Here is a 17,957-nt window from a genome sequence, read left to right on the forward strand (position 1 = left end):
CATGGCTGACGAAAACGATATCCAGGCCCAGCCGGGCGCACCTGCTGCCGTTGAAGGCGGCGAGCAGTTCGAAAATCGCGGTCCCGGCCGTGGCCGTGGCCGTGGCGGCGACCGCAACCGTGGCGAGCGCGGCGGCCGTGGCCGTCGGGACGACCGTCGGGGTGGCAACCGCGACGAGGAGCAGGGTGAAGAGCTGATCGAGAAGCTGGTTCACATCAACCGCGTCTCGAAGACCGTCAAGGGCGGTAAACGCTTCGGCTTCGCGGCTCTGGTCGTCGTCGGCGACGGCAAGGGCCGTGCGGGCTTCGGTCATGGCAAGGCGCGCGAAGTGCCGGAAGCCATCAGCAAGGCGACAGCTTCGGCCAAGAAGGCGATGGTTCGCGTTCCGCTGAAGGAAGGCCGCACGCTGCACCATGATGGCCTTGGCCATTTCGGGGCGGGCAAGGTGACGGTTCGTTCGGCTCCGGCCGGTACGGGCATCATCGCCGGTGGCCCGATGCGCGCTGTGTTCGAAAGCCTCGGCGTCGCTGACGTCGTGACGAAGTCGAACGGCACTTCGAACCCCTACAACATGATCCGGGCGACCTTCGCGGCGCTGGGTGAACAGGTCAGCCCCAAGGCTGTGGCGCAGCGTCGCGGCAAGAAGGTTGCCGACCTGCTTCGTCGCGGTGGTGCCTCGGCCGAAGTCGCTCAGGCCGACGCCGAAGCGATTGCGGAGTAAGAGAGCATGGCGAAGATCAAGATCAAGCAGATCGGTTCGCCGATCCGCCGTCCCGAAGCCCAGAAGAAGATTCTGATCGGCCTCGGCCTTGGCAAGATGCACCGCGTGGTGGAGCTGGAAGACACCGCGGAAGTCCGCGGTGCCATTGCCAAGCTCCCCCACATGGTAGCAGTGGTCGACTGACCCGTTCCTCTCCCGGAAGCGGGAGAGGATATGCAGCCTTGCCGCGCAAGCGGTTGGCGGAGTTGGAGAGGGTGGGACCAAGCGCAACGCTTCGGCAAGCCCTCACAATTGCAACTAAGGGCCGCTGCGCGTCCCTAAGTATCCTTGCCTCTCCCGCCTGCGGGAGGGGCATCATCTTTTCAGCGCGAACATAGCGAAAGCGAGTGCACAATGACGAAGCTTAACGAACTCAATGACAATGCCGGCGCCCGCAAGGGCCGGATGCGCGTCGGCCGTGGTATCGGCTCGGGCAAGGGCAAGACCGCCGGTCGCGGCCAGAAGGGTGCGAAGGCGCGTTCGGGCGTCAGCATCAACGGCTTCGAGGGTGGCCAGATGCCGCTCCACATGCGTCTGCCGAAGCGCGGCTTCAACAACATCTTCGCCAAGGATTACGCGATCGTGAACCTGGGCGCTCTGCAGAAGGCGATCGACGCGGGCAAGCTCGACGCCAATGCCACGATCGACCATGCAGCGCTCAAGGGCGCTGCTCTGGCGCGGGGCGGCAAGGACGGTGTCCGTCTGCTCGCCAAGGGCGAACTGACGGCCAAGGTCAACCTGCTCGTCGCTGGTGCGTCGAAGGGCGCTGTCGAAGCGGTCGAGAAGGCTGGCGGCAAGGTCGAAGTGATCGCCGTCGTTCCGGCTGCGGAAAAGGCCGCTGCCAAAAAGGGTAGCGCCAAGGCCGCCAAGAAGGCTTGAGCCAGGCCGCAAGGCTTGCAAGCATGGCCCCGCTGCCCGATATGGGTAGGCGGGGCCTTGTATTTGGGATCAAAAGACCCTCATTGTCGGCTCTGATGGAATTCAGAATGAATGGTGTGAATTTCCGAGTTCGACAGCGTGCGATCACCCCGCTAAGGGGTTAGCGATTCCGCTCCGGGTATCTCAATCCGGCAAGATGTTTTGAAGGGCAGCCAAGATGGCATCGAGAGCCGACCAGCTCGCATCCAATCTCAGCCTGGCGAAGTTCAGCCAGGCGACCGACCTCAAGAAGCGCTTATGGTTCACGCTGGGCGCGCTGATCGTGTTCCGCTTTCTGAGCTTCGTTCCGTTGCCAGGCGTCGATCCGACCGCGCTCTCGCAGCTTTACGCGCAGACCAATGGCGGTGTCCTGGACATCTTCAATACCTTCTCTGGCGGGTCGCTTTCGCGCATGAGCCTGATTGCGCTCGGCGTCATGCCCTACATCACCGCCTCGATCGTGGTGCAGCTCGCGGCCAGCCTCTCGCCCCAACTCGCGGCGATCAAGAAGGAAGGCGAGAGCGGGCGTAAGAAGCTCAACCAATATACCCGTTACGGCACCGTCGGTCTGACCGCCGTGCAGGGCTATTTCATCGCTGTAGGCCTCGAAAGCTTTGGGGCGCAGTCTGGCGTTCAGGCGGTGGTTGATCCTGGTTTCCTGTTCCGCATCGCTGCGGTTGTTTCGCTGATCGGCGGGACGATGTTCCTGATGTGGCTGGGTGAGCAGATCACGTCGCGCGGCATTGGCAACGGCGTTTCGCTTATCATCATGGCCGGCATCGTCGCCCAGCTTCCCGTAACGCTGAGCAATTTGTTCAAGTCGGGCAGCGAAGGGTCCATTTCCGGCCTGCTGATCGTGATAGTCATCGCTCTGGCGGTAGGCCTGATCCTGCTGATCTGCTTCATGGAGCGTGCGCAGCGCCGGGTGTTGATTCAATATCCCAAGCGCCAGACGCGCCAGGGTTTGATGCAGGCTGACCGGAGCCATCTGCCGCTCAAGGTAAATACCGCAGGCGTGATCCCGCCGATCTTTGCCAGCTCGCTGTTGCTGATGCCGCTCACCATCTCGCAGTTCGCGGGCAATACCGTTGCTGGCGAGAGCAGACTCGGCGATTTCGTGCTGACGCTGAACCAATATCTGTCGCACGGCAGCCCGGTCTACATGGCGCTGTACGGCCTCGGCATCGTGTTCTTCTGCTTCTTCTACACGGCGGTTGTGTTCAATCCGGAAGAGACTGCCGACAATCTCAAGCGCAACGGCGGGTTCATCCCCGGCATCCGGCCGGGCAAGAACACGGAAAATTATCTGGACTATGTGCTGACCCGGATCACGGTCATCGGTGCGGCTTACCTGGCTATCATCTGCCTGGTGCCGGAATTTGCCATCGCGCGGGCGGGTATCCCCTTTTATCTGGGCGGGACTAGCCTGCTGATTGTGGTGAACGTCACCGTCGATACCGTGACCCAGATCCAGAGCCACTTGCTGGCCCATCAATATGGGGATCTGATCAAGAAGGCCAAGCTGAAGGGACGGCTCCGTTAAAGGCGCATCAGCGCCAGCGCGAGAACAGGGGAGTATGCGCACATGAATATCATTCTGCTGGGCCCTCCGGGAGCAGGTAAGGGCACGCAGGCGAGCCGTTTGGTCGAAGATCGCGGCATGGTGCAGTTGTCGACGGGCGACATGCTGCGCGCAGCGGTCAAGGCTCAGACGCCGGTTGGATTGAAGGCCAAGGCGGTGATGGAAGCAGGCGAGCTCGTTTCGGACGAAATCGTCTCCGGCATTATCGGGGAAGCGTTGGATGGGCTCGCTACCGGCACGGGCGTGATCTTCGATGGTTATCCGCGTACCGAAGCGCAGGCGCATTCGCTTGACTCCATCCTTGCTGACCGCAGCCGTACGCTTGCTCATGTCATCGAACTTGATGTTGATGAGGACGCTCTGGTCGAGCGCATCACAGGCCGGTTTACCTGCGCGAGCTGTGGCGAAGGCTATCATGACAGCTTCAAGCAACCCAAAGTCGAGAATGAATGCGATAAATGCCACGGGCATGAGTTCAAGCGCCGCCCGGACGACAATGAAGAGACTGTCCGCACCCGCATGGCGGAATATCGCGCCAAGACAGCTCCTATTCTCCCGATCTATGAGGCGCGGGGCATCGTGTCTCGAGTCGACGGCATGGCCGACATGGACGATGTGACCGCGGCGATCGCGGCCATATTGGATCGGCCCTGAGCTTGCGCTAGTTTCTCCCGTCGCTCATCGACGGGGAAAGAGGATGCGAGCTTGTATCCGGGCTGTCTTCATTACGGCTATCGCTGCCGGAACGACCGCGCAAGCCGAAGTCAAATCGGTCAATGATGTCGGCTTTTCGATCGCCAGCAACGTCCGGATCGATCGGGATGCCCGGTCGGTCTACGCGCTAATCGTCAAGCCTGCGCGGTGGTGGAGCAGCGAGCACAGCTATAGCGGTGATGCCGCCAACCTCAGCATGGATCCGCGAGCAGGTGGATGCTTTTGTGAACGGCTTTCGGGAGCGAACGGCAAAGCTGGTAGTGTCGAGCATGCACGTCTGATCTTGGCCGAGCCCTACAAGCGGGTGAGATTGTCCGGGGCTCTGGGGCCTTTGCAAGCCGATGCCGTCATCGGCACGCTTGAACTCACGATCATGCCATCCGATCGCGATGTGGAGGTGACCATGAGCTATATAGCAGCAGGCTATATGCGGATGGATTCGAAGCAGATGGCGCCAGCGATAGACAAGGTCTTGACTGAGCAACTCATGCGATTGAAGCGCGTCGCGGAGCAGGGGGGCTGACGCCAGCCCAAGAACATATACCGCTTAGGCCCTATCCCCACGGTAAATTGTTCTTCCCATCTTAACCGATTGATTGCTGTTTGATTGCTAATATGTCCGGGTGACTGGTTTGCCTCCCCGCACCCGCTTGGTGGAACTGGATGCCCTGCGAGGCATCGGGGCGCTATGCGTCCTCGTTTTCCACTATTCGACCCGTTTCCACGAGTTGTTCCCCCAAGCGGCCCATGTGCCATTCAGCTTCCCGGGCGGCAATTATCGAGTCCTTCTATTCTTCACCATTTCTGGCTTCGCGATCTTCTTTACGCTCGACCGGATTCAAAGCGTCGCTGATTTCATGGTCAACCGGGTGGCGCGGCTCTATCCCGCTTATCTGGTCGCGATGCTGCTTACCTTGTCGATTGAATATCTGGCGAAGGCCACCCAGTTGCTGGTTGGGCCCGGCGCCATCGTCGCCAACATCACGATGCTGCAAGGTTTCGCCTTCCTTCCCGAAGTGGACGGCGCCTATTGGACGTTGACGGTCGAAATCGCCTTCTATTTCTGCATGATATCCATCTGGAAATGGGCCGGGTTGAAAAGGCTGGAGCCTGTACTCGCGCTGTGGCTCGCGGTCCGCGCGATCTATGGTTTTTGGCCGGACATGCCAGAGCGGATCATCATGCTCTTCGTGCTGCGCTACCTTCCCTTCTTCGTCATAGGGATGCTGTCCTATCGAGTCTGCTCCGGACAGCGGCATTGGCGCGAGCAGGCGCCCTATGCGATGATCGCCCTGCTCTCTGTCGCCATGATGGAGACGTGGGACGTCACGATCATGGCCTGCGTCTTGCTGGCAGGCTTTGCCGCGCTCATTCAAGGTCGCCTGCGATGGATTGCGGCACGTCCGCTGCTTTGGATGGGAGGCATCAGCTATTCCTTCTACCTCATTCACCAGCATGTCGGCTTTGTCGTGATGCTGAAAATGACGGAGCAAGGCTATAGCCCCTGGCTCGCCTTCTTTTCCGCTTTCCTTGTCGCGCTGATCTTAGGCGCGGGGATCAACAAGCTGGTGGAGCGTCCCGCAGGCGAGGCGATATTGTCGTGGTGGCGGCGGCGGCGTGAAAGAAGGTCGGTGCAGCCGGAAGTCTCGTCCCGGCTGACTTGATAGCGGCGCCTGTTTACAGCGGCACCGAAGGTGAGCCGAAAGAGCAGAACAGGAGCTCGGCGACGCTTCGCCAAGCCCCTGCATTGAAGCCCTACTGTGCGCGCGGAGCAGCGGCTGCCGCGTTAGCGGGCAGGCCGCCCATCTGCGTGACGAGCTTGGTATAGGCATCGAGATAGGCGAGCACGATAACCTGGCCAATTTCGGTATTCTGGTAGCCGCTGGCACCGGCGGCCGCAAAGCCGCCCCACCACCCTGCACCACCGCCGCCGCCAAAGCCGATGTCGGTCTTGCGTGCGTAGCCTTCGGTCAGCGCCTCTTCTTCCGTCGTGCGGGCGTTGACGATGGAAAGCGTGACGTTCGCTTCCTTCTTCTTGATATTGAGGCCTCCGGCAAGTGCGCCGAAGGTGCCGCCCATCAGGCCGCCAAGTGCAGCGCCGAAGCCGCCACCGCCAGAATTGCGGTTGGACGATACGATATCAGGCTCCAGATAATAATCGGCCGCCTTGACCTGGCCCCGGCCCAGGTTCGATCCGGCCTGCAATTCGCCGGAGTCCGCCATGGCGCGTTCCATCGCCCGGCTCTGCATGGCGCGGCCGCGATTGACGATGCCGAAACAGCCGGACTGCTGGATAAGGACCTTGAGCACCGCTTCCGGGCTGCCCAGGTTCAGTTCGCGCCACCACTGGTTGTCGGGCTCGACGATCGCGACGGTGCCAAGGCGGCGGGTGCAGCGGGGAATCTCCTGCTGAGCGCGTTCCTGCGCCCTGCGGCCCGAAGACGCGCCCTTGGTGGTGCCATCCTTATAGGTCTTGCCGGAAGAACTCATATTCGTCTGCGCCATCGCAGACATCGGCGTCGCAAGCATCGATGCTGCCGCGACGACCGCGGAAACCGTCTTGAACATTGCCCCAAATCCCCTTTTCGAGCGGTTAATTACGGAATTTCTTATATGGTACGACCCGCTTAAAGCTCGCGTCACTTACCATAGCTCGCGGCCTTTTCCTACTGATGGCCTGGCTGTTTCTAAGCTCTGCTGACAGGCCCGCAAATGGCTGCTATCGGCGCGGGCCATGACCGACCTTTCGCATATCCGCAACTTCTCGATCATCGCCCATATCGACCATGGCAAGTCGACCCTGGCCGATCGCCTGATCCAGCGCACCGGCGGCCTGACCGACCGCGAGATGAGCGCGCAGGTGCTCGACAATATGGATATCGAAAAGGAACGGGGCATCACCATCAAGGCACAGACGGTGCGTCTCGATTATGTCGCGAAAAATGGTGAGACCTATGAGCTCAACCTCATGGACACGCCGGGCCATGTCGACTTTGCCTATGAGGTGAGCCGGTCGCTTGCCGCCTGCGAGGGCGCGCTGCTGGTGGTCGACGCGGCGCAGGGCGTGGAAGCGCAGACACTGGCCAACGTCTACCAGTCTATCGAGCATGATCATGAGATCGTGCCGGTGCTGAACAAGATCGACCTGCCCGCCGCCGAACCGGAGAAAGTGCGCGCGGAAATCGAGGAGGTCATCGGCCTCGACGCGTCCGAAGCGGTGCTGGCGAGCGCCAAGTCCGGCATCGGCATCGACGACATCCTTGAAGCGATCGTTGCGAAAATCCCGCCGCCCAAGGGCGATCGCAACGCGCCGCTCGAGGCGATGCTGGTCGATAGCTGGTACGACCCGTATCTGGGCGTCGTCATCCTTGTGCGCGTCGTCAATGGCGTCATCAAGAAGGGGCAGCAGATCAAGTTCATGATCGGCGAGACCGAGCATCTGATCGATCGCGTCGGCTGCATGCGGCCGAAGATCGAGCAGCTGCCGGAACTCGGCCCGGGTGAGATCGGCTTCATCACCGCGCAGATCAAGGACATCAGCCAGACCCGCGTGGGCGATACCATCACTACGGTGAAGAACCCGGCTGCCAATCCGCTGCCGGGCTTCAAGGAAGTGCAGCCGGTGGTGTTCTGCGGCTTGTTCCCTGTCGACGCGAACGATTTTGAAAAGCTGCGCGACTCGATTTCCAAGCTGCGGCTCAATGATGCGTCCTTCTCCTTCGAGATGGAAACGTCTGCGGCTCTGGGCTTCGGCTTCCGCTGCGGATTCCTCGGGCTGCTGCATCTGGAGATCATCCAGGAGCGGCTGACCCGCGAATATGATCTCGACCTCATCACCACCGCGCCATCGGTGGTCTATGAGATGCACATGAAGGACGGGACGGTGCGCCATTTGCACAACCCGGCCGACATGCCCGACCCCAATCATATCGAGATGATCGAGGAGCCGTGGATCGAGGCGGTGATCTACTGCCCCGACGAATATCTGGGTTCGATCCTGAAGCTCTGCCAGGACCGGCGCGGTATCCAGAAGAACCTGACCTATGTGGGTGGGCGGGCGCAGGTGACCTATGAACTGCCGCTCAACGAAGTCGTGTTTGATTTCTACGATCGCCTGAAGTCGATCAGCCGGGGCTATGCCAGTTTCGACTATCACCAGATCGGCACGCGTGAGGGCGACCTGGTCAAGATGAGCATCCTCGTCAACAACGAGCCGGTCGATGCGCTGTCGATGATCGTTCACCGCTCGGCGGCCGAGGCGCGTGGGCGGCATATGTGCGAGCGGCTGAAGGACCTGATCCCTCGCCACCTGTTCAAGATCCCCATCCAGGCGGCGATCGGCGGCAAGGTTATTGCCCGTGAGACGATCGCGGCGATGCGCAAGGATGTCACCGCGAAATGCTATGGCGGCGACATCACCCGCAAGAAGAAGCTGCTGGAGAAGCAGAAAGAGGGCAAGAAGCGGATGCGGGAATATGGATCGGTGCAGATCCCGCAGGAGGCCTTCATCGCGGCGCTGCGGATGGGGGATGAGAGCTAGAGCGGTTCGCACGCAACCTCTATCCTCCTGCCGGGTTCTTGGGGCTTGGCAGGAGATCAGGACATGAAGCAGGAACCCAAGGCCGGCGACAAGGTCAGCTGGAAGAGCCATGGCGGCGAAGCGCATGGCAAGGTGGTGAAGAAGCAGACGAGCGCCACCCAGATCAAGGGGCACAAGGTTGCCGCTTCCAAGGACAATCCGCAGTTCATCGTCGAAACCGGGGACGGCAAGCGCGCCGCGCACAAGAAGGAGGCGCTGTCCAAGGATTGACGCGGACAGGGCATCCATGATCATGTCCGGCGGCACCTGTGGATGGGATGAGTGATGAGCGACGCGTGGCTGTATGACGAGCATCCTGCGATGTTCCGGGCGCATCCCTTTCTGTTCATCCTGTTGCTGATCTCGGTCGTCGGGCTGCTGGCGATCGGCGTCTGGTGGCTGCGGGCCAAGGGCGAACGGCTGGCCCTGTCCGACCGCGAGGTGCTGATGGAGCGCGGGCTGCTGGCGAAGCAGCGAACGGAGATCGCACTGTCGAGCATCCGCAGCGTGCGCATCACGCAGACATTCGGGCAGCGCATATTCGATGTCGGCAATGTCGAGCTTTTCAGCGCGGGGGATATCGCGGAAATCGCCATCAAGTCGATGCCGCGGCCGGGGCGCATCCGCAACATCGCGGCATCGCGCAACCTGGATTTGCTGCCGCAGCGCTGACCTGCGTTCACGCCCCCTTGACCTGAGGCCAAATTATTTCAACCATATGTCCCAAGTGAAGGGACCTTGAAGAGCCTGCATCCGGGAAAGGACGCCACTGGGTAACGCTGCTTCGCAATGACGCGAGGAGCGGTTGCAAAGGGTTGGTCCATGGCCTTGCCGGTGATGCTTTCGCTGCCTGAATTGACTGAGACGCAGCGTGAGGACGTGAGGGAGGCATGCGGCTTTGCCTGCGTCCGGTGCGGCGTGACGATCTACCGCTATCTGCGCCTGCCGGACTCCCCGCAGACGACATTGCTCTGTCCCACATGCCATGCACTGGTGGAGGAGGGGCGGCTGACCGCGGCGCAGGTGCAGGGCTTTCATACCAATCCGGTCGTCAGGCAGCGGCATTTCGCGCGGGACCGCATGCCATTTTCTTCGGAACTGCCGATGCTGATCGTGGGCGGTTCGCGATTGCTGCGCGATACGCCGATACCGCTGATGCTGGATGGTGAGCCGATCCTGATGTTCGCGCCGCCGCGCCGCAGCCGGGGCGCGACACGGATCAGCCTGCGCCTGGGTGACCTTGACGGCGATCCGGTGCAGGTGATCCAGGGCAATGAATGGCTGCCCACCGATGGCAGCTGGCGGTTCCTGCTGCGCGGCGACCGCTACAGCGTCATGGCGGCGCGCGGTGACGGGCTCGCCATCCTGCGGATCGTGGCGCGCAACCGGATCGCGGTGGAACATCTGCGCACGACGATCCGCGGCAGGCGGCTGGAGGTGACGCCTGATTGGCTGGAGATCGATGGGAAGCGCCATGTGAACCGGATCGGCAGCGGCGCTCTTGTAGGACTGGAATGTTGAGGCGGGACGTCAAAAATGGCGGATTTCCGCCGAAGTTCACAGTGTATGCGCGCGCGAGGGCGGGCGCGCGTGGGCGCGAGTGAGTGACATGGGACGTTTCAAAGATGAGCGCGGGGATAGGCCTGCTGCGGGAGAATAGGACAGGCGGAATTTTTGGTTGGTGCTCGAAATAGGATGGTTTTTGGAGGGGGTGTGGTTTTTGGGTGACGGTGAGCGTTCCCCTCCCGGAGGCGGGAGGGGTTAGGGGAGGGGGGAGCGAAGCGAGCTTTTTTGCATGGGACGGGTGTTGCGCTGGCCCACCCCCCAGCCCCCTCCCGCCTGCGGGAGGGGGAGTAGCAGCCGCTATCCGCAGCGCGCTGAGGTGATCACCATTTTCTCGTCGTAGCTGACAGTGACGCGATCGGGGCGGAAGTCCATGGTCATGGCCATGCCGGGCGCACCCCAGCGAAGGGCGCGGGCGCCGGATGCTTGCAGCAACTGGGTTCCGATGTCTTCGCTTGCGGTCTGTCCGACGAAGCGGTCGAGCCCGTCGTTGCGGCAGGGGCCTTCAGCGGTAGTAGGCATTGTGGCAGGGCCTTGCCCGTCAGCGGTGGTGCAGGCCGCAGCCAAAAGGGGGATCATCAGCGCCGCTGCCCGCATCATCGTGGTTCCTATTCCGTGCGTGTCATTTTCAGGCGGCCGCCCTTCACCGCGAAGGCCAGGCGTCCTTCGACAAGGTCAACGGCATCGCGGCCGAATTGTTCATAGCGCCAGCCTTCCAGGATCGGGAGGCCTTCGCGGACACCAGCGGCCAGCGCGTCCAGATCGTCGCTGCGCGCGAGGAGGCGAGCGGCGACGTTGATGTCGCGCGAGCGGATCTTGAGGAGGAGCTTGAGCAAGTCCGCGACCAGTGCGCCGTCCTTGCCAAGGCCGGGCCGCTTGGGATCGCGTTCGGGCATCTCATCCTTGTCGAGCGGCTTCTGGCTGCCCAGGGCCGCTATCAGACGCGCGCCGATGTCGTTGGTCTTCCAGGTGGCGGAGAGGCCGCGCACCTTGCCAAGGTCTTCCTGGGACCGCGGCGGATGGCTGGCGATATCGGCCAGCGTCTCATCCTTGACGATGCGGCCACGGGGGAGGTTCTTGTCCTGCGCTTCGATCTCGCGCCATGCGGCCAGCGCCTTCAGGCGGCCGAGCACATCGGCCTTCCGGCTGGCGATGCGAACGCGCTTCCAGGCATCCTGAGGTTCGTTCACATAGTTGGAGGGATCGCAGACGCGTTCCATTTCCTGATCCAGCCAGTCGCCCCGGCCGGTCTTGCGCAGTTCCTCCAGCATCATCGGGAAAATCTGAATGAGGTAGGTGACGTCGCCGATCGCATAGTCGATCTGCCGCTTGTCGAGCGGGCGGCGCGCCCAATCGGTGAAGCGCGCGCCCTTGTCGAGCTGAACGCCGAGCCATGCATCGACGAGGTTGCCATAGCCGATCTGTTCGCCGAGGCCGAGCGCCATGGCGGCAATCTGCGTGTCGAACAGGGGATGGGGGGTCTTGCCGGTCAGGTTGTAGATGATCTCAAGATCCTGCCCGCCCGCGTGGAAGACCTTCAGCACATCCTCATTGTCGACCAGCAGGTCGAGCAGCGGCGTGAGGTCGAGCCCCGGCGCCTTGGGGTCGATCGCGGCGGCTTCATTATCGTCCGCCACCTGCACGAGGCAGAGGTCGGGCCAATAGCTGTTTTCGCGCATGAACTCGGTATCGACCGCGATGTAGGGCGATTTGGCGATACGGGCGCAGAATTGGGCGAGTGTCTTGCTGTCGGTGATCAGCGGATGGATTTGCATATGGTCTTCGATCTTATTATGGGCTGGCCCGTCGCTCACGGGCTCGTCAATGCTTGACAAGACCGCCCATAGCGGGGCTGCGGCACTTTGTCATTTCCGTAAAACGAAGCTGAAAGATACAATCGCCATGCACGCCTATCGCACTCATACTTGCGGCGCTCTTACCTCGGCCGAAGTCGGCAATGAGGTGCGCGTGTCCGGATGGGTGCATCGCAAGCGCGATCATGGCGACCTCGTCTTCATCGACCTGCGCGATCATTATGGCATGGTGCAGATCGTCACCGAGGTCGATGGACCCGTCTTCAAGGTGATCGAATCGCTGCGCGCCGAAAGCGTCGTGACGGTGACCGGCAAGGTCGTGGCGCGTGCGCCCGAAGCGGTGAACCCGAACCTGCCGACGGGTGAGATCGAAATCCGCGCGCTGGATGCGGTGCTGCTTTCTGCTGCCGCTGATTTGCCCCTGCCGGTGGCTGGCGAGCAGGAATATCCCGAGGATATTCGCCTGCGCTACCGCTTCCTCGACCTGCGGCGCGAAACGCTGCACGGCAATATCGTCAAGCGGACGAAGATCATTTCCGACATGCGCCGCCGCATGGAAGGGGCGGGCTTCACCGAATATTCGACGCCGATCCTGACCGCGAGCAGCCCGGAAGGGGCGCGCGACTTTCTGGTGCCGAGCCGTATTCATCCGGGCAAATTCTACGCCCTGCCGCAGGCGCCGCAGCAATATAAGCAGCTGCTGATGGTGGCGGGCTTCGACCGCTATTTCCAGATCGCGCCCTGCTTCCGCGACGAAGACCCCCGCGCTGACCGCCTGCCGGGCGAGTTCTACCAGCTTGATCTGGAAATGAGCTTCGTCACGCAGGAAGATGTGTGGAACACGATGGAGCCGGTGATCGCTCAGGTGTTCGAGCAATTTGCCGAGGGCAAGCCGGTGACGCCCGCGGGCAGCTTCCCGCGCATCGCCTATGACGAAGCGATCCTGAAATATGGGTCGGACAAGCCGGACCTGCGCAACCCCATCCTGATCCAGGACGTGACCGAGCATTTCGTGGGCTCGGGCTTTGGCATTTTCGCCTCGCTGGTTGAGAGCGGCAGCGTCATTCGCGCGATCCCGGCGCCGGGCGCTGGTGCGGGCAGCCGGAAGTTCTTCGACGACATGAACAATTGGGCGCGGGGCGAAGGCTATTCGGGCCTTGGCTATATCAACATCAAGGATGGCGTCCCCGGCGGCCCCATCGCCAAGAATCATGGCGAGGAGCGGACGGCCAAGCTGATCGAAGCGCTGGGCCTTGGCCCCAATGATGGCGTGTTCTTTGCCGCGGGCAAGGAAAGCCAGGCTGCCAAGCTCGCGGGCCTTGCCCGTATTCGCGTGGGCGAGCAGCTGGACCTGATCGACAAGGACCGGTTCGAACTATGCTGGATCGTCGATTTCCCCTTCTACGAATATGACGAGGAATCGAAGTCGGTCGATTTTGCGCACAACCCCTTCTCCATGCCGCAGGGTGGGATGGACGCGCTGGAGCATCAGGACCCGCTGACGATCAAGGCCTATCAGTATGACATGGTCTGCAACGGCTATGAGATTGCATCGGGTTCGATCCGGAACCAGTCGCCCGAGCTGATGGTCAAGGCCTTCGAGAAGGTGGGCCTCAGCCAACAGGACGTTGAGGAGCGCTTCGGCGGCCTCTACCGCGCCTTCCAATATGGCGCGCCGCCGCATGGCGGCATGGCGGCCGGTGTCGATCGCATCGTCATGCTGCTGTGCGGGGCGCAGAATCTGCGCGAGGTGACGCTGTTCCCGATGAATCAGCGGGCCGAGGACCTGTTGATGGGTGCGCCGAGCGCAGCGGAGTTCAAGCAGCTGCGCGAACTGCATGTCCGGGTGGTGGAGCCGCAGGCGAAGGGCTAATCCCTACCGTCATCCCCGCGGAAGCTGGGATCTCGGTGAGATCGCACTTCACCTCCTGAAGTCCCAGCGTACGCTGGGATGACGGCGCATGGGCAGGGAGATTTGACTTTTCGCGGCCTGAGGCGTTGCTTCCTTCTGAGCGAAGGAGATGCGCATGGCGATTGACCTTGCCGACTATGAGAAGGGCAAGCCGTTCAAGGGCGACTATGAGGCCGAACTCGACAAGCTGCAGGAGCGGCTGGCGAAGATTCAGGTTGCCCATGTGATCCATGATCGGCGGTCGGTCATTTTGTTCGAAGGATGGGACGCGGCGGGGAAGGGCGGCATCATCAAGCGCATGACCGCGCAATGGGACCCCCGCTATTATCGAGTGTGGCCGATCGCGGCTCCTACAGCGGAAGAATGCGACCATCATTTCCTGTGGCGCTTCTGGACGCGGCTGCCCGCAGGCCGGAACATCGCGGTGTTCGATCGCAGCTGGTATGGCCGGGTGCTGGTGGAGCGGGTGGAAGGCCTCTGTTCCAAAGGCGAATGGAAGCGCGCCTATGACGAGATCAACGCCTTTGAAAAGCAGCAGGCGGACGCGGGCACGAACATCATCAAGCTGTTCGTGCATATCACGCAGGAGACTCAGGACGAGCAGCTGGCGCAGCGGCTCGACACGCCATGGAAGCGGTGGAAGACCGGCGCGGACGATTATCGCAACCGGGCGCGGCGTGGCGATTATCTCGATGCGATGCACGACATGTTCGAGAAGACGGACAACAAATATGGCCGCTGGCAGGTTATCGACAATAATGATCGCAAGGCGGGCCGCATCGACGCGCTCCGATATGTGGCGAAGACGCTGGAGAAGCTGGTGCCGATGGACTTTCCGGAAGCGGACCCCGAGGTGGTGCAGCTGGCAAGGCAGGCATTCGGGTATGAACCTGGACGAAAATCCCAATAAAACAGTGACTTGTCATAAAACTGTCATCAAAACCTAACTGCTCATTTACCATTGGGAGGCTACCAGCGGCGCATGTACGCGCCCATGATGCTCGAACCTTCGCCAAGCCTGCCCCAGGGGCAGGGACTGCCATTCGTCATAGCGAGCCCCTTCATCCGTCTGGGGCGGCCGCTGAGCGAGGCGGTGGAGCAGTTTCAGCAGAACCCGTCGCTGCGCATCCTGCCTGTGCTGGATGACGCGGATCGGCCAAGGGGCGCGATCTATGAGCGGGACATGCGGCGCATATTGTTCAATCCGTTCGGCCATGCACTGCTGCGCAATCCGAGTTTCGGCGGGCGGCTCGACGATCATGTGCGGCCCTGCGCATCGGTGGAACGGAGCGCGACGATCGAGGCGCTGATCGACCTTTATGCCGCGCAGGGGCAGAAGTGCGAAGGGCTGATCGTGGTGGAGGGCGGCTGCTATGCGGGCATGGTCGGCGGGCAATTGCTGCTGAAGCTTGCGGCGGAACGCGATGCGCGCGTGGCGGTGGCGCGGGCCGAGCGGCTTGAACGGGTGACGCGGGAAAGCGGCCGGTTCCGCGACGACATAGCGACGCTGATCGCGGATCTGGTGGCCATGGCTGATATGCTGTCCCGGCTGGCGAGCGATGCGGCGGAACGGGCGGCGGATAATGGGCAGGCGGCAGCGGGCATGGCGGTGGCGGCGGCACAGACCGCCGATAATCTCACCGGCATTGCTGGATCGGCCAATGACCTTGGCCTGCTGTTCCAATCGATCGAGGAGGAAGTGCGGCAGGCGGGCGCCGCGATCAGGGCTGCGGTCGAGCAGACGCGGCTGGGATCGGCGCAGACCGAGCAACTGCGGGTGCAGGCCGATGGCATTGGCGAGGTGACGGCGCTGATCGACGCCGTGGCGCGGGCGACGGCCACCCTGGCGCTGAACGCAGGCATAGAAGCCGCGCGGGCTGGGGAGGCGGGGCAGGGCTTTGCCGTGGTCGCCCGCGAGGTGAAGCTGCTCGCGGGGCAGACGCGGGAGGCGGCGGCCGAAATCGCCAGCCGGATCGAGCATATCCGCTCGACGGTGGGCCATGTCGCGCAGGGGCATGGGCTGATGGGATCAGCGATCGAGAAGGCGGACCGGCTTTCCGCATCTTTGTTCGACGCGGTCGCCCGCCATGGCGCCTTCAGCCGGGGCATTGCGGCGAGCATGGCCGAGGCGGGCGAATCCAGCGAGCATGTGCGGGTGAGCGCCAGCCAGATCAGCAACAATGCGAGCGCGGCCGTCGACGGGGCGCGCGCCATGCGGGAGGCCGCGGGTCAACTCGCCGCAGAGGCGCAGCGGCTGGATGCCCGCGCCAGCCTGTTCATCAAGGCGATCCGTCCCGGCTGACGCGTCAGGCTGAGGCGAAAATGGCTGGCGCATAGCGTAAATGCGGCTAACCTCTCCATCCAACCAGAAGGAGAGGAAAGCCATGCTCGTGATGTTCGTGGGCGCCGACCGGACCGAAACCGCCATCAACGCCGCGCAGGTCACCTTCGTATCGTCCGTCACGGAAGGCACCCGCATCCGCTTTGGCGAAGGACGCAGCGTCACCGTGGTCGAACCGATCGCGCAGGTGATGGAGGATCTCAACCAGGCGTTGCGCCCGCACGAATAGCGCCACGCCGGGCGCACGGCCTCACCGATGTTTTGCGTCTGCCTGAGAACCTCCCTATACTGATGGCTTGATGCCAGGACTCAGGACAGCAATGAAATCCAATTTCTTCCGGGGCGCCGTTGCCCTTGGCGCGCTCGCGCTCATCCCCGCCACCACGGCCGCGCTCGCGGACGGGGAAGCGAGCAGCTACAAGGCGCTCGACGAGTTCATGGATGTCTTCCAGAAAGTCCGCAGCGACTATGTCGAGAAGGTGGACGACGAAAAGCTGATCAAGGGTGCGATCGACGGCATGCTCGCCAGCCTCGACCCGCACTCAAGCTTCCTCGACGCGCGCGATTTCCAGAATCTGCGCACCCAGACCGAAGGCAGCTATGGCGGCCTTGGCCTGTCGGTCACGCAGGAGGATGGCGCGGTCAAGGTGATCGCGCCGACGCAGGATACTCCCGCCTGGCGGGCGGGGATCAAGGCGGGCGACTATATCACCCATCTGGACGGGCAGCTCATCTATGGCGGCACGCTGGACGAAGCGGTCGACAAGATGCGCGGAGCACCGGGCACGTCGATCAAGCTGACCATCGTGCGCGCAGGCCGCGACAAACCGATCGACGTGACGCTGACCCGCGAGATCATCCAGTTGAAGCCGGTGAAATGGGAAGTGAAGAACGGCATTGGCGTCATCAACATCGTCAGCTTCTCCGCCAACACCGGCGCCGATCTGCGGCAGGCGATCCGCAGCATCGACAAGAGCCTTGGCCATAAGCCGACCGGCTATATCCTCGACCTGCGCTCCAATCCCGGCGGACTGCTGGACGAAGCCGTGTCGGTGAGCGACGCATTCCTGGAACGCGGCGAGATCGTGTCGCAGCGTGGCCGCAACAAGGGCGATGTCGAGCGCTATTATGCCAAGCCCGGTGACGATGCGAAGGGATTGCCGATCATCGTCCTGGTCGATGCGGGCTCTGCTTCAGCGTCGGAGATTGTCGCTGGCGCGCTTCAGGACCAGCACCGTGCGCTGGTGATGGGCGAGCGCAGCTTCGGCAAGGGCAGCGTGCAGACGATGCTGCCGCTGACCAATACGACGGCGCTCAAGCTGACGACGGCGCGCTATTATACGCCGTCCGGGCGATCTGTGCAGGAAGGCGGGATCGAGCCTGATGTGCGCGTACCCCAGCTGTCCGACCCCGATTACAAGAACCGCCCGAAGTTCCGCGAAAGCGACCTGCGCCGTCACCTGATCAACGAGATCAAGACGGACAATGCCGCGCTGGAGGAAGACACGAAGGAAGATCCCCGCTTCGCCATGACGGCGGAGGAGCTGAAGAAGAAGGGGGTCGAAGATTTCCAGTTGGACTATGCACTGAAGACGATCGCGCGGCTGGCGGCAAAGCCAGGCGCGGTGGTCGCGCAGGCGCAGCCGGTAGCGAAGAAGGTTGTGCGGTAAGGAGGCGGGGCTGAGGACGGCTTTCGGTGACCCCCGCCTTCCGCCCTTCGTCATGCCAGCTTCAGCTGGCATCTTTCTCGATTGGGCAGAAACTCTCCTGAGAT

Annotated in this window: 19 protein-coding genes; 16 read left to right on the plus strand and 3 right to left on the minus strand. The window is 62.3% G+C overall.

The features are described from left to right. The first annotated feature begins 1 nt into the window (after nt 1). From rpsE to NCHOL11_RS01285, 7 genes are all read left to right on the plus strand, one after another. Nucleotides 2–721, plus strand: a complete 720-nt coding sequence (gene rpsE / locus NCHOL11_RS01255) for a 30S ribosomal protein S5 (protein WP_097090710.1) — start codon at nt 2–4, stop codon at nt 719–721. Nucleotides 722–727: 6 nt separating this feature from the next. Further along, nucleotides 728–904, plus strand: coding sequence for a 50S ribosomal protein L30 (gene rpmD / locus NCHOL11_RS01260; RefSeq protein WP_013847753.1), 177 nt, complete (start codon nt 728–730; stop codon nt 902–904). Nucleotides 905–1,114: 210 nt separating this feature from the next. After that, nucleotides 1,115–1,639, plus strand: coding sequence for a 50S ribosomal protein L15 (gene rplO, locus NCHOL11_RS01265; protein WP_097090711.1), 525 nt, complete (start codon nt 1,115–1,117; stop codon nt 1,637–1,639). A gap of 217 nt (nt 1,640–1,856) precedes the next feature. Next, on the plus strand, nt 1,857–3,221 hold the full coding sequence (gene secY / locus NCHOL11_RS01270; RefSeq protein ID WP_097090712.1) for a preprotein translocase subunit SecY: 1,365 nt from the start codon (nt 1,857–1,859) through the stop codon (nt 3,219–3,221). A 42-nt stretch (nt 3,222–3,263) separates the two neighbouring features. After that, nucleotides 3,264–3,914, plus strand: a complete 651-nt coding sequence (locus NCHOL11_RS01275) for an adenylate kinase (RefSeq protein ID WP_097090713.1) — start codon at nt 3,264–3,266, stop codon at nt 3,912–3,914. A 43-nt stretch (nt 3,915–3,957) separates the two neighbouring features. Then, nucleotides 3,958–4,497 (plus strand): SRPBCC family protein, encoded by a 540-nt coding sequence (locus tag NCHOL11_RS01280; protein ID WP_097090714.1) that lies wholly within the window; start codon nt 3,958–3,960, stop codon nt 4,495–4,497. 100 nt (nt 4,498–4,597) lie between these two features. Then, a complete protein-coding gene (locus tag NCHOL11_RS01285; protein ID WP_255254674.1) occupies nt 4,598–5,638 on the plus strand; it encodes an acyltransferase family protein in 1,041 nt (346 codons plus the stop codon). A 91-nt stretch (nt 5,639–5,729) separates the two neighbouring features. On the opposite strand, the gene NCHOL11_RS01290 is transcribed toward NCHOL11_RS01285, so the two are convergent. Beyond that, the gene (locus tag NCHOL11_RS01290) at nt 5,730–6,542 is read right to left on the minus strand and encodes a CsgG/HfaB family protein (RefSeq protein ID WP_176502157.1); all 813 of its coding nucleotides are present in this window, start codon (nt 6,540–6,542) and stop codon (nt 5,730–5,732) included. A gap of 166 nt (nt 6,543–6,708) precedes the next feature. Here NCHOL11_RS01290 and lepA point away from each other — a divergent pair, with 166 nt between their 5' ends. From lepA to NCHOL11_RS01310, 4 genes are all read left to right on the plus strand, one after another. Beyond that, on the plus strand, nt 6,709–8,514 hold the full coding sequence (lepA, locus tag NCHOL11_RS01295; protein WP_097090715.1) for a translation elongation factor 4: 1,806 nt from the start codon (nt 6,709–6,711) through the stop codon (nt 8,512–8,514). A 63-nt stretch (nt 8,515–8,577) separates the two neighbouring features. Then, nucleotides 8,578–8,784 carry a DUF2945 domain-containing protein gene (locus NCHOL11_RS01300; protein ID WP_097090716.1) on the plus strand — a complete coding sequence of 69 codons (207 nt, stop codon included), beginning with the start codon at nt 8,578–8,580 and terminating at the stop codon, nt 8,782–8,784. A 54-nt stretch (nt 8,785–8,838) separates the two neighbouring features. After that, nucleotides 8,839–9,225 (plus strand): PH domain-containing protein, encoded by a 387-nt coding sequence (locus NCHOL11_RS01305; protein WP_097090717.1) that lies wholly within the window; start codon nt 8,839–8,841, stop codon nt 9,223–9,225. A gap of 150 nt (nt 9,226–9,375) precedes the next feature. Continuing rightward, a complete protein-coding gene (locus tag NCHOL11_RS01310; protein WP_441339460.1) occupies nt 9,376–10,074 on the plus strand; it encodes a hypothetical protein in 699 nt (232 codons plus the stop codon). Nucleotides 10,075–10,416: 342 nt separating this feature from the next. On the opposite strand, the gene NCHOL11_RS01315 is transcribed toward NCHOL11_RS01310, so the two are convergent. Together NCHOL11_RS01315 and rnd are read right to left on the minus strand one after the other, a co-directional pair. Then, on the minus strand, nt 10,417–10,713 hold the full coding sequence (locus NCHOL11_RS01315; RefSeq protein ID WP_097092643.1) for an I78 family peptidase inhibitor: 297 nt from the start codon (nt 10,711–10,713) through the stop codon (nt 10,417–10,419). An 11-nt stretch (nt 10,714–10,724) separates the two neighbouring features. After that, the gene (gene rnd, locus NCHOL11_RS01320) at nt 10,725–11,891 is read right to left on the minus strand and encodes a ribonuclease D (RefSeq protein ID WP_097092644.1); all 1,167 of its coding nucleotides are present in this window, start codon (nt 11,889–11,891) and stop codon (nt 10,725–10,727) included. A 127-nt stretch (nt 11,892–12,018) separates the two neighbouring features. On the opposite strand from rnd, the gene aspS reads away from it, so the two are divergent. From aspS to NCHOL11_RS01345, 5 genes are all read left to right on the plus strand, one after another. Then, nucleotides 12,019–13,803, plus strand: coding sequence for an aspartate--tRNA ligase (gene aspS / locus NCHOL11_RS01325; protein WP_097090718.1), 1,785 nt, complete (start codon nt 12,019–12,021; stop codon nt 13,801–13,803). A gap of 154 nt (nt 13,804–13,957) precedes the next feature. Then, nucleotides 13,958–14,752 (plus strand): polyphosphate kinase 2 family protein, encoded by a 795-nt coding sequence (locus NCHOL11_RS01330; protein ID WP_097092645.1) that lies wholly within the window; start codon nt 13,958–13,960, stop codon nt 14,750–14,752. A gap of 72 nt (nt 14,753–14,824) precedes the next feature. After that, on the plus strand, nt 14,825–16,144 hold the full coding sequence (locus NCHOL11_RS01335; RefSeq protein WP_097090719.1) for a methyl-accepting chemotaxis protein: 1,320 nt from the start codon (nt 14,825–14,827) through the stop codon (nt 16,142–16,144). A gap of 82 nt (nt 16,145–16,226) precedes the next feature. Then, a complete protein-coding gene (locus NCHOL11_RS01340; RefSeq protein WP_097090720.1) occupies nt 16,227–16,412 on the plus strand; it encodes a hypothetical protein in 186 nt (61 codons plus the stop codon). A gap of 91 nt (nt 16,413–16,503) precedes the next feature. Continuing rightward, the gene (locus tag NCHOL11_RS01345) at nt 16,504–17,853 is read left to right on the plus strand and encodes a S41 family peptidase (RefSeq protein ID WP_097090721.1); all 1,350 of its coding nucleotides are present in this window, start codon (nt 16,504–16,506) and stop codon (nt 17,851–17,853) included. Nucleotides 17,854–17,957: the final 104 nt, after the last annotated feature.

The organism is Novosphingobium sp. Chol11 (assembly GCF_900218065.1).
Classification (GTDB): Bacteria; Pseudomonadota; Alphaproteobacteria; order Sphingomonadales; family Sphingomonadaceae; genus Sphingobium; species Sphingobium agri.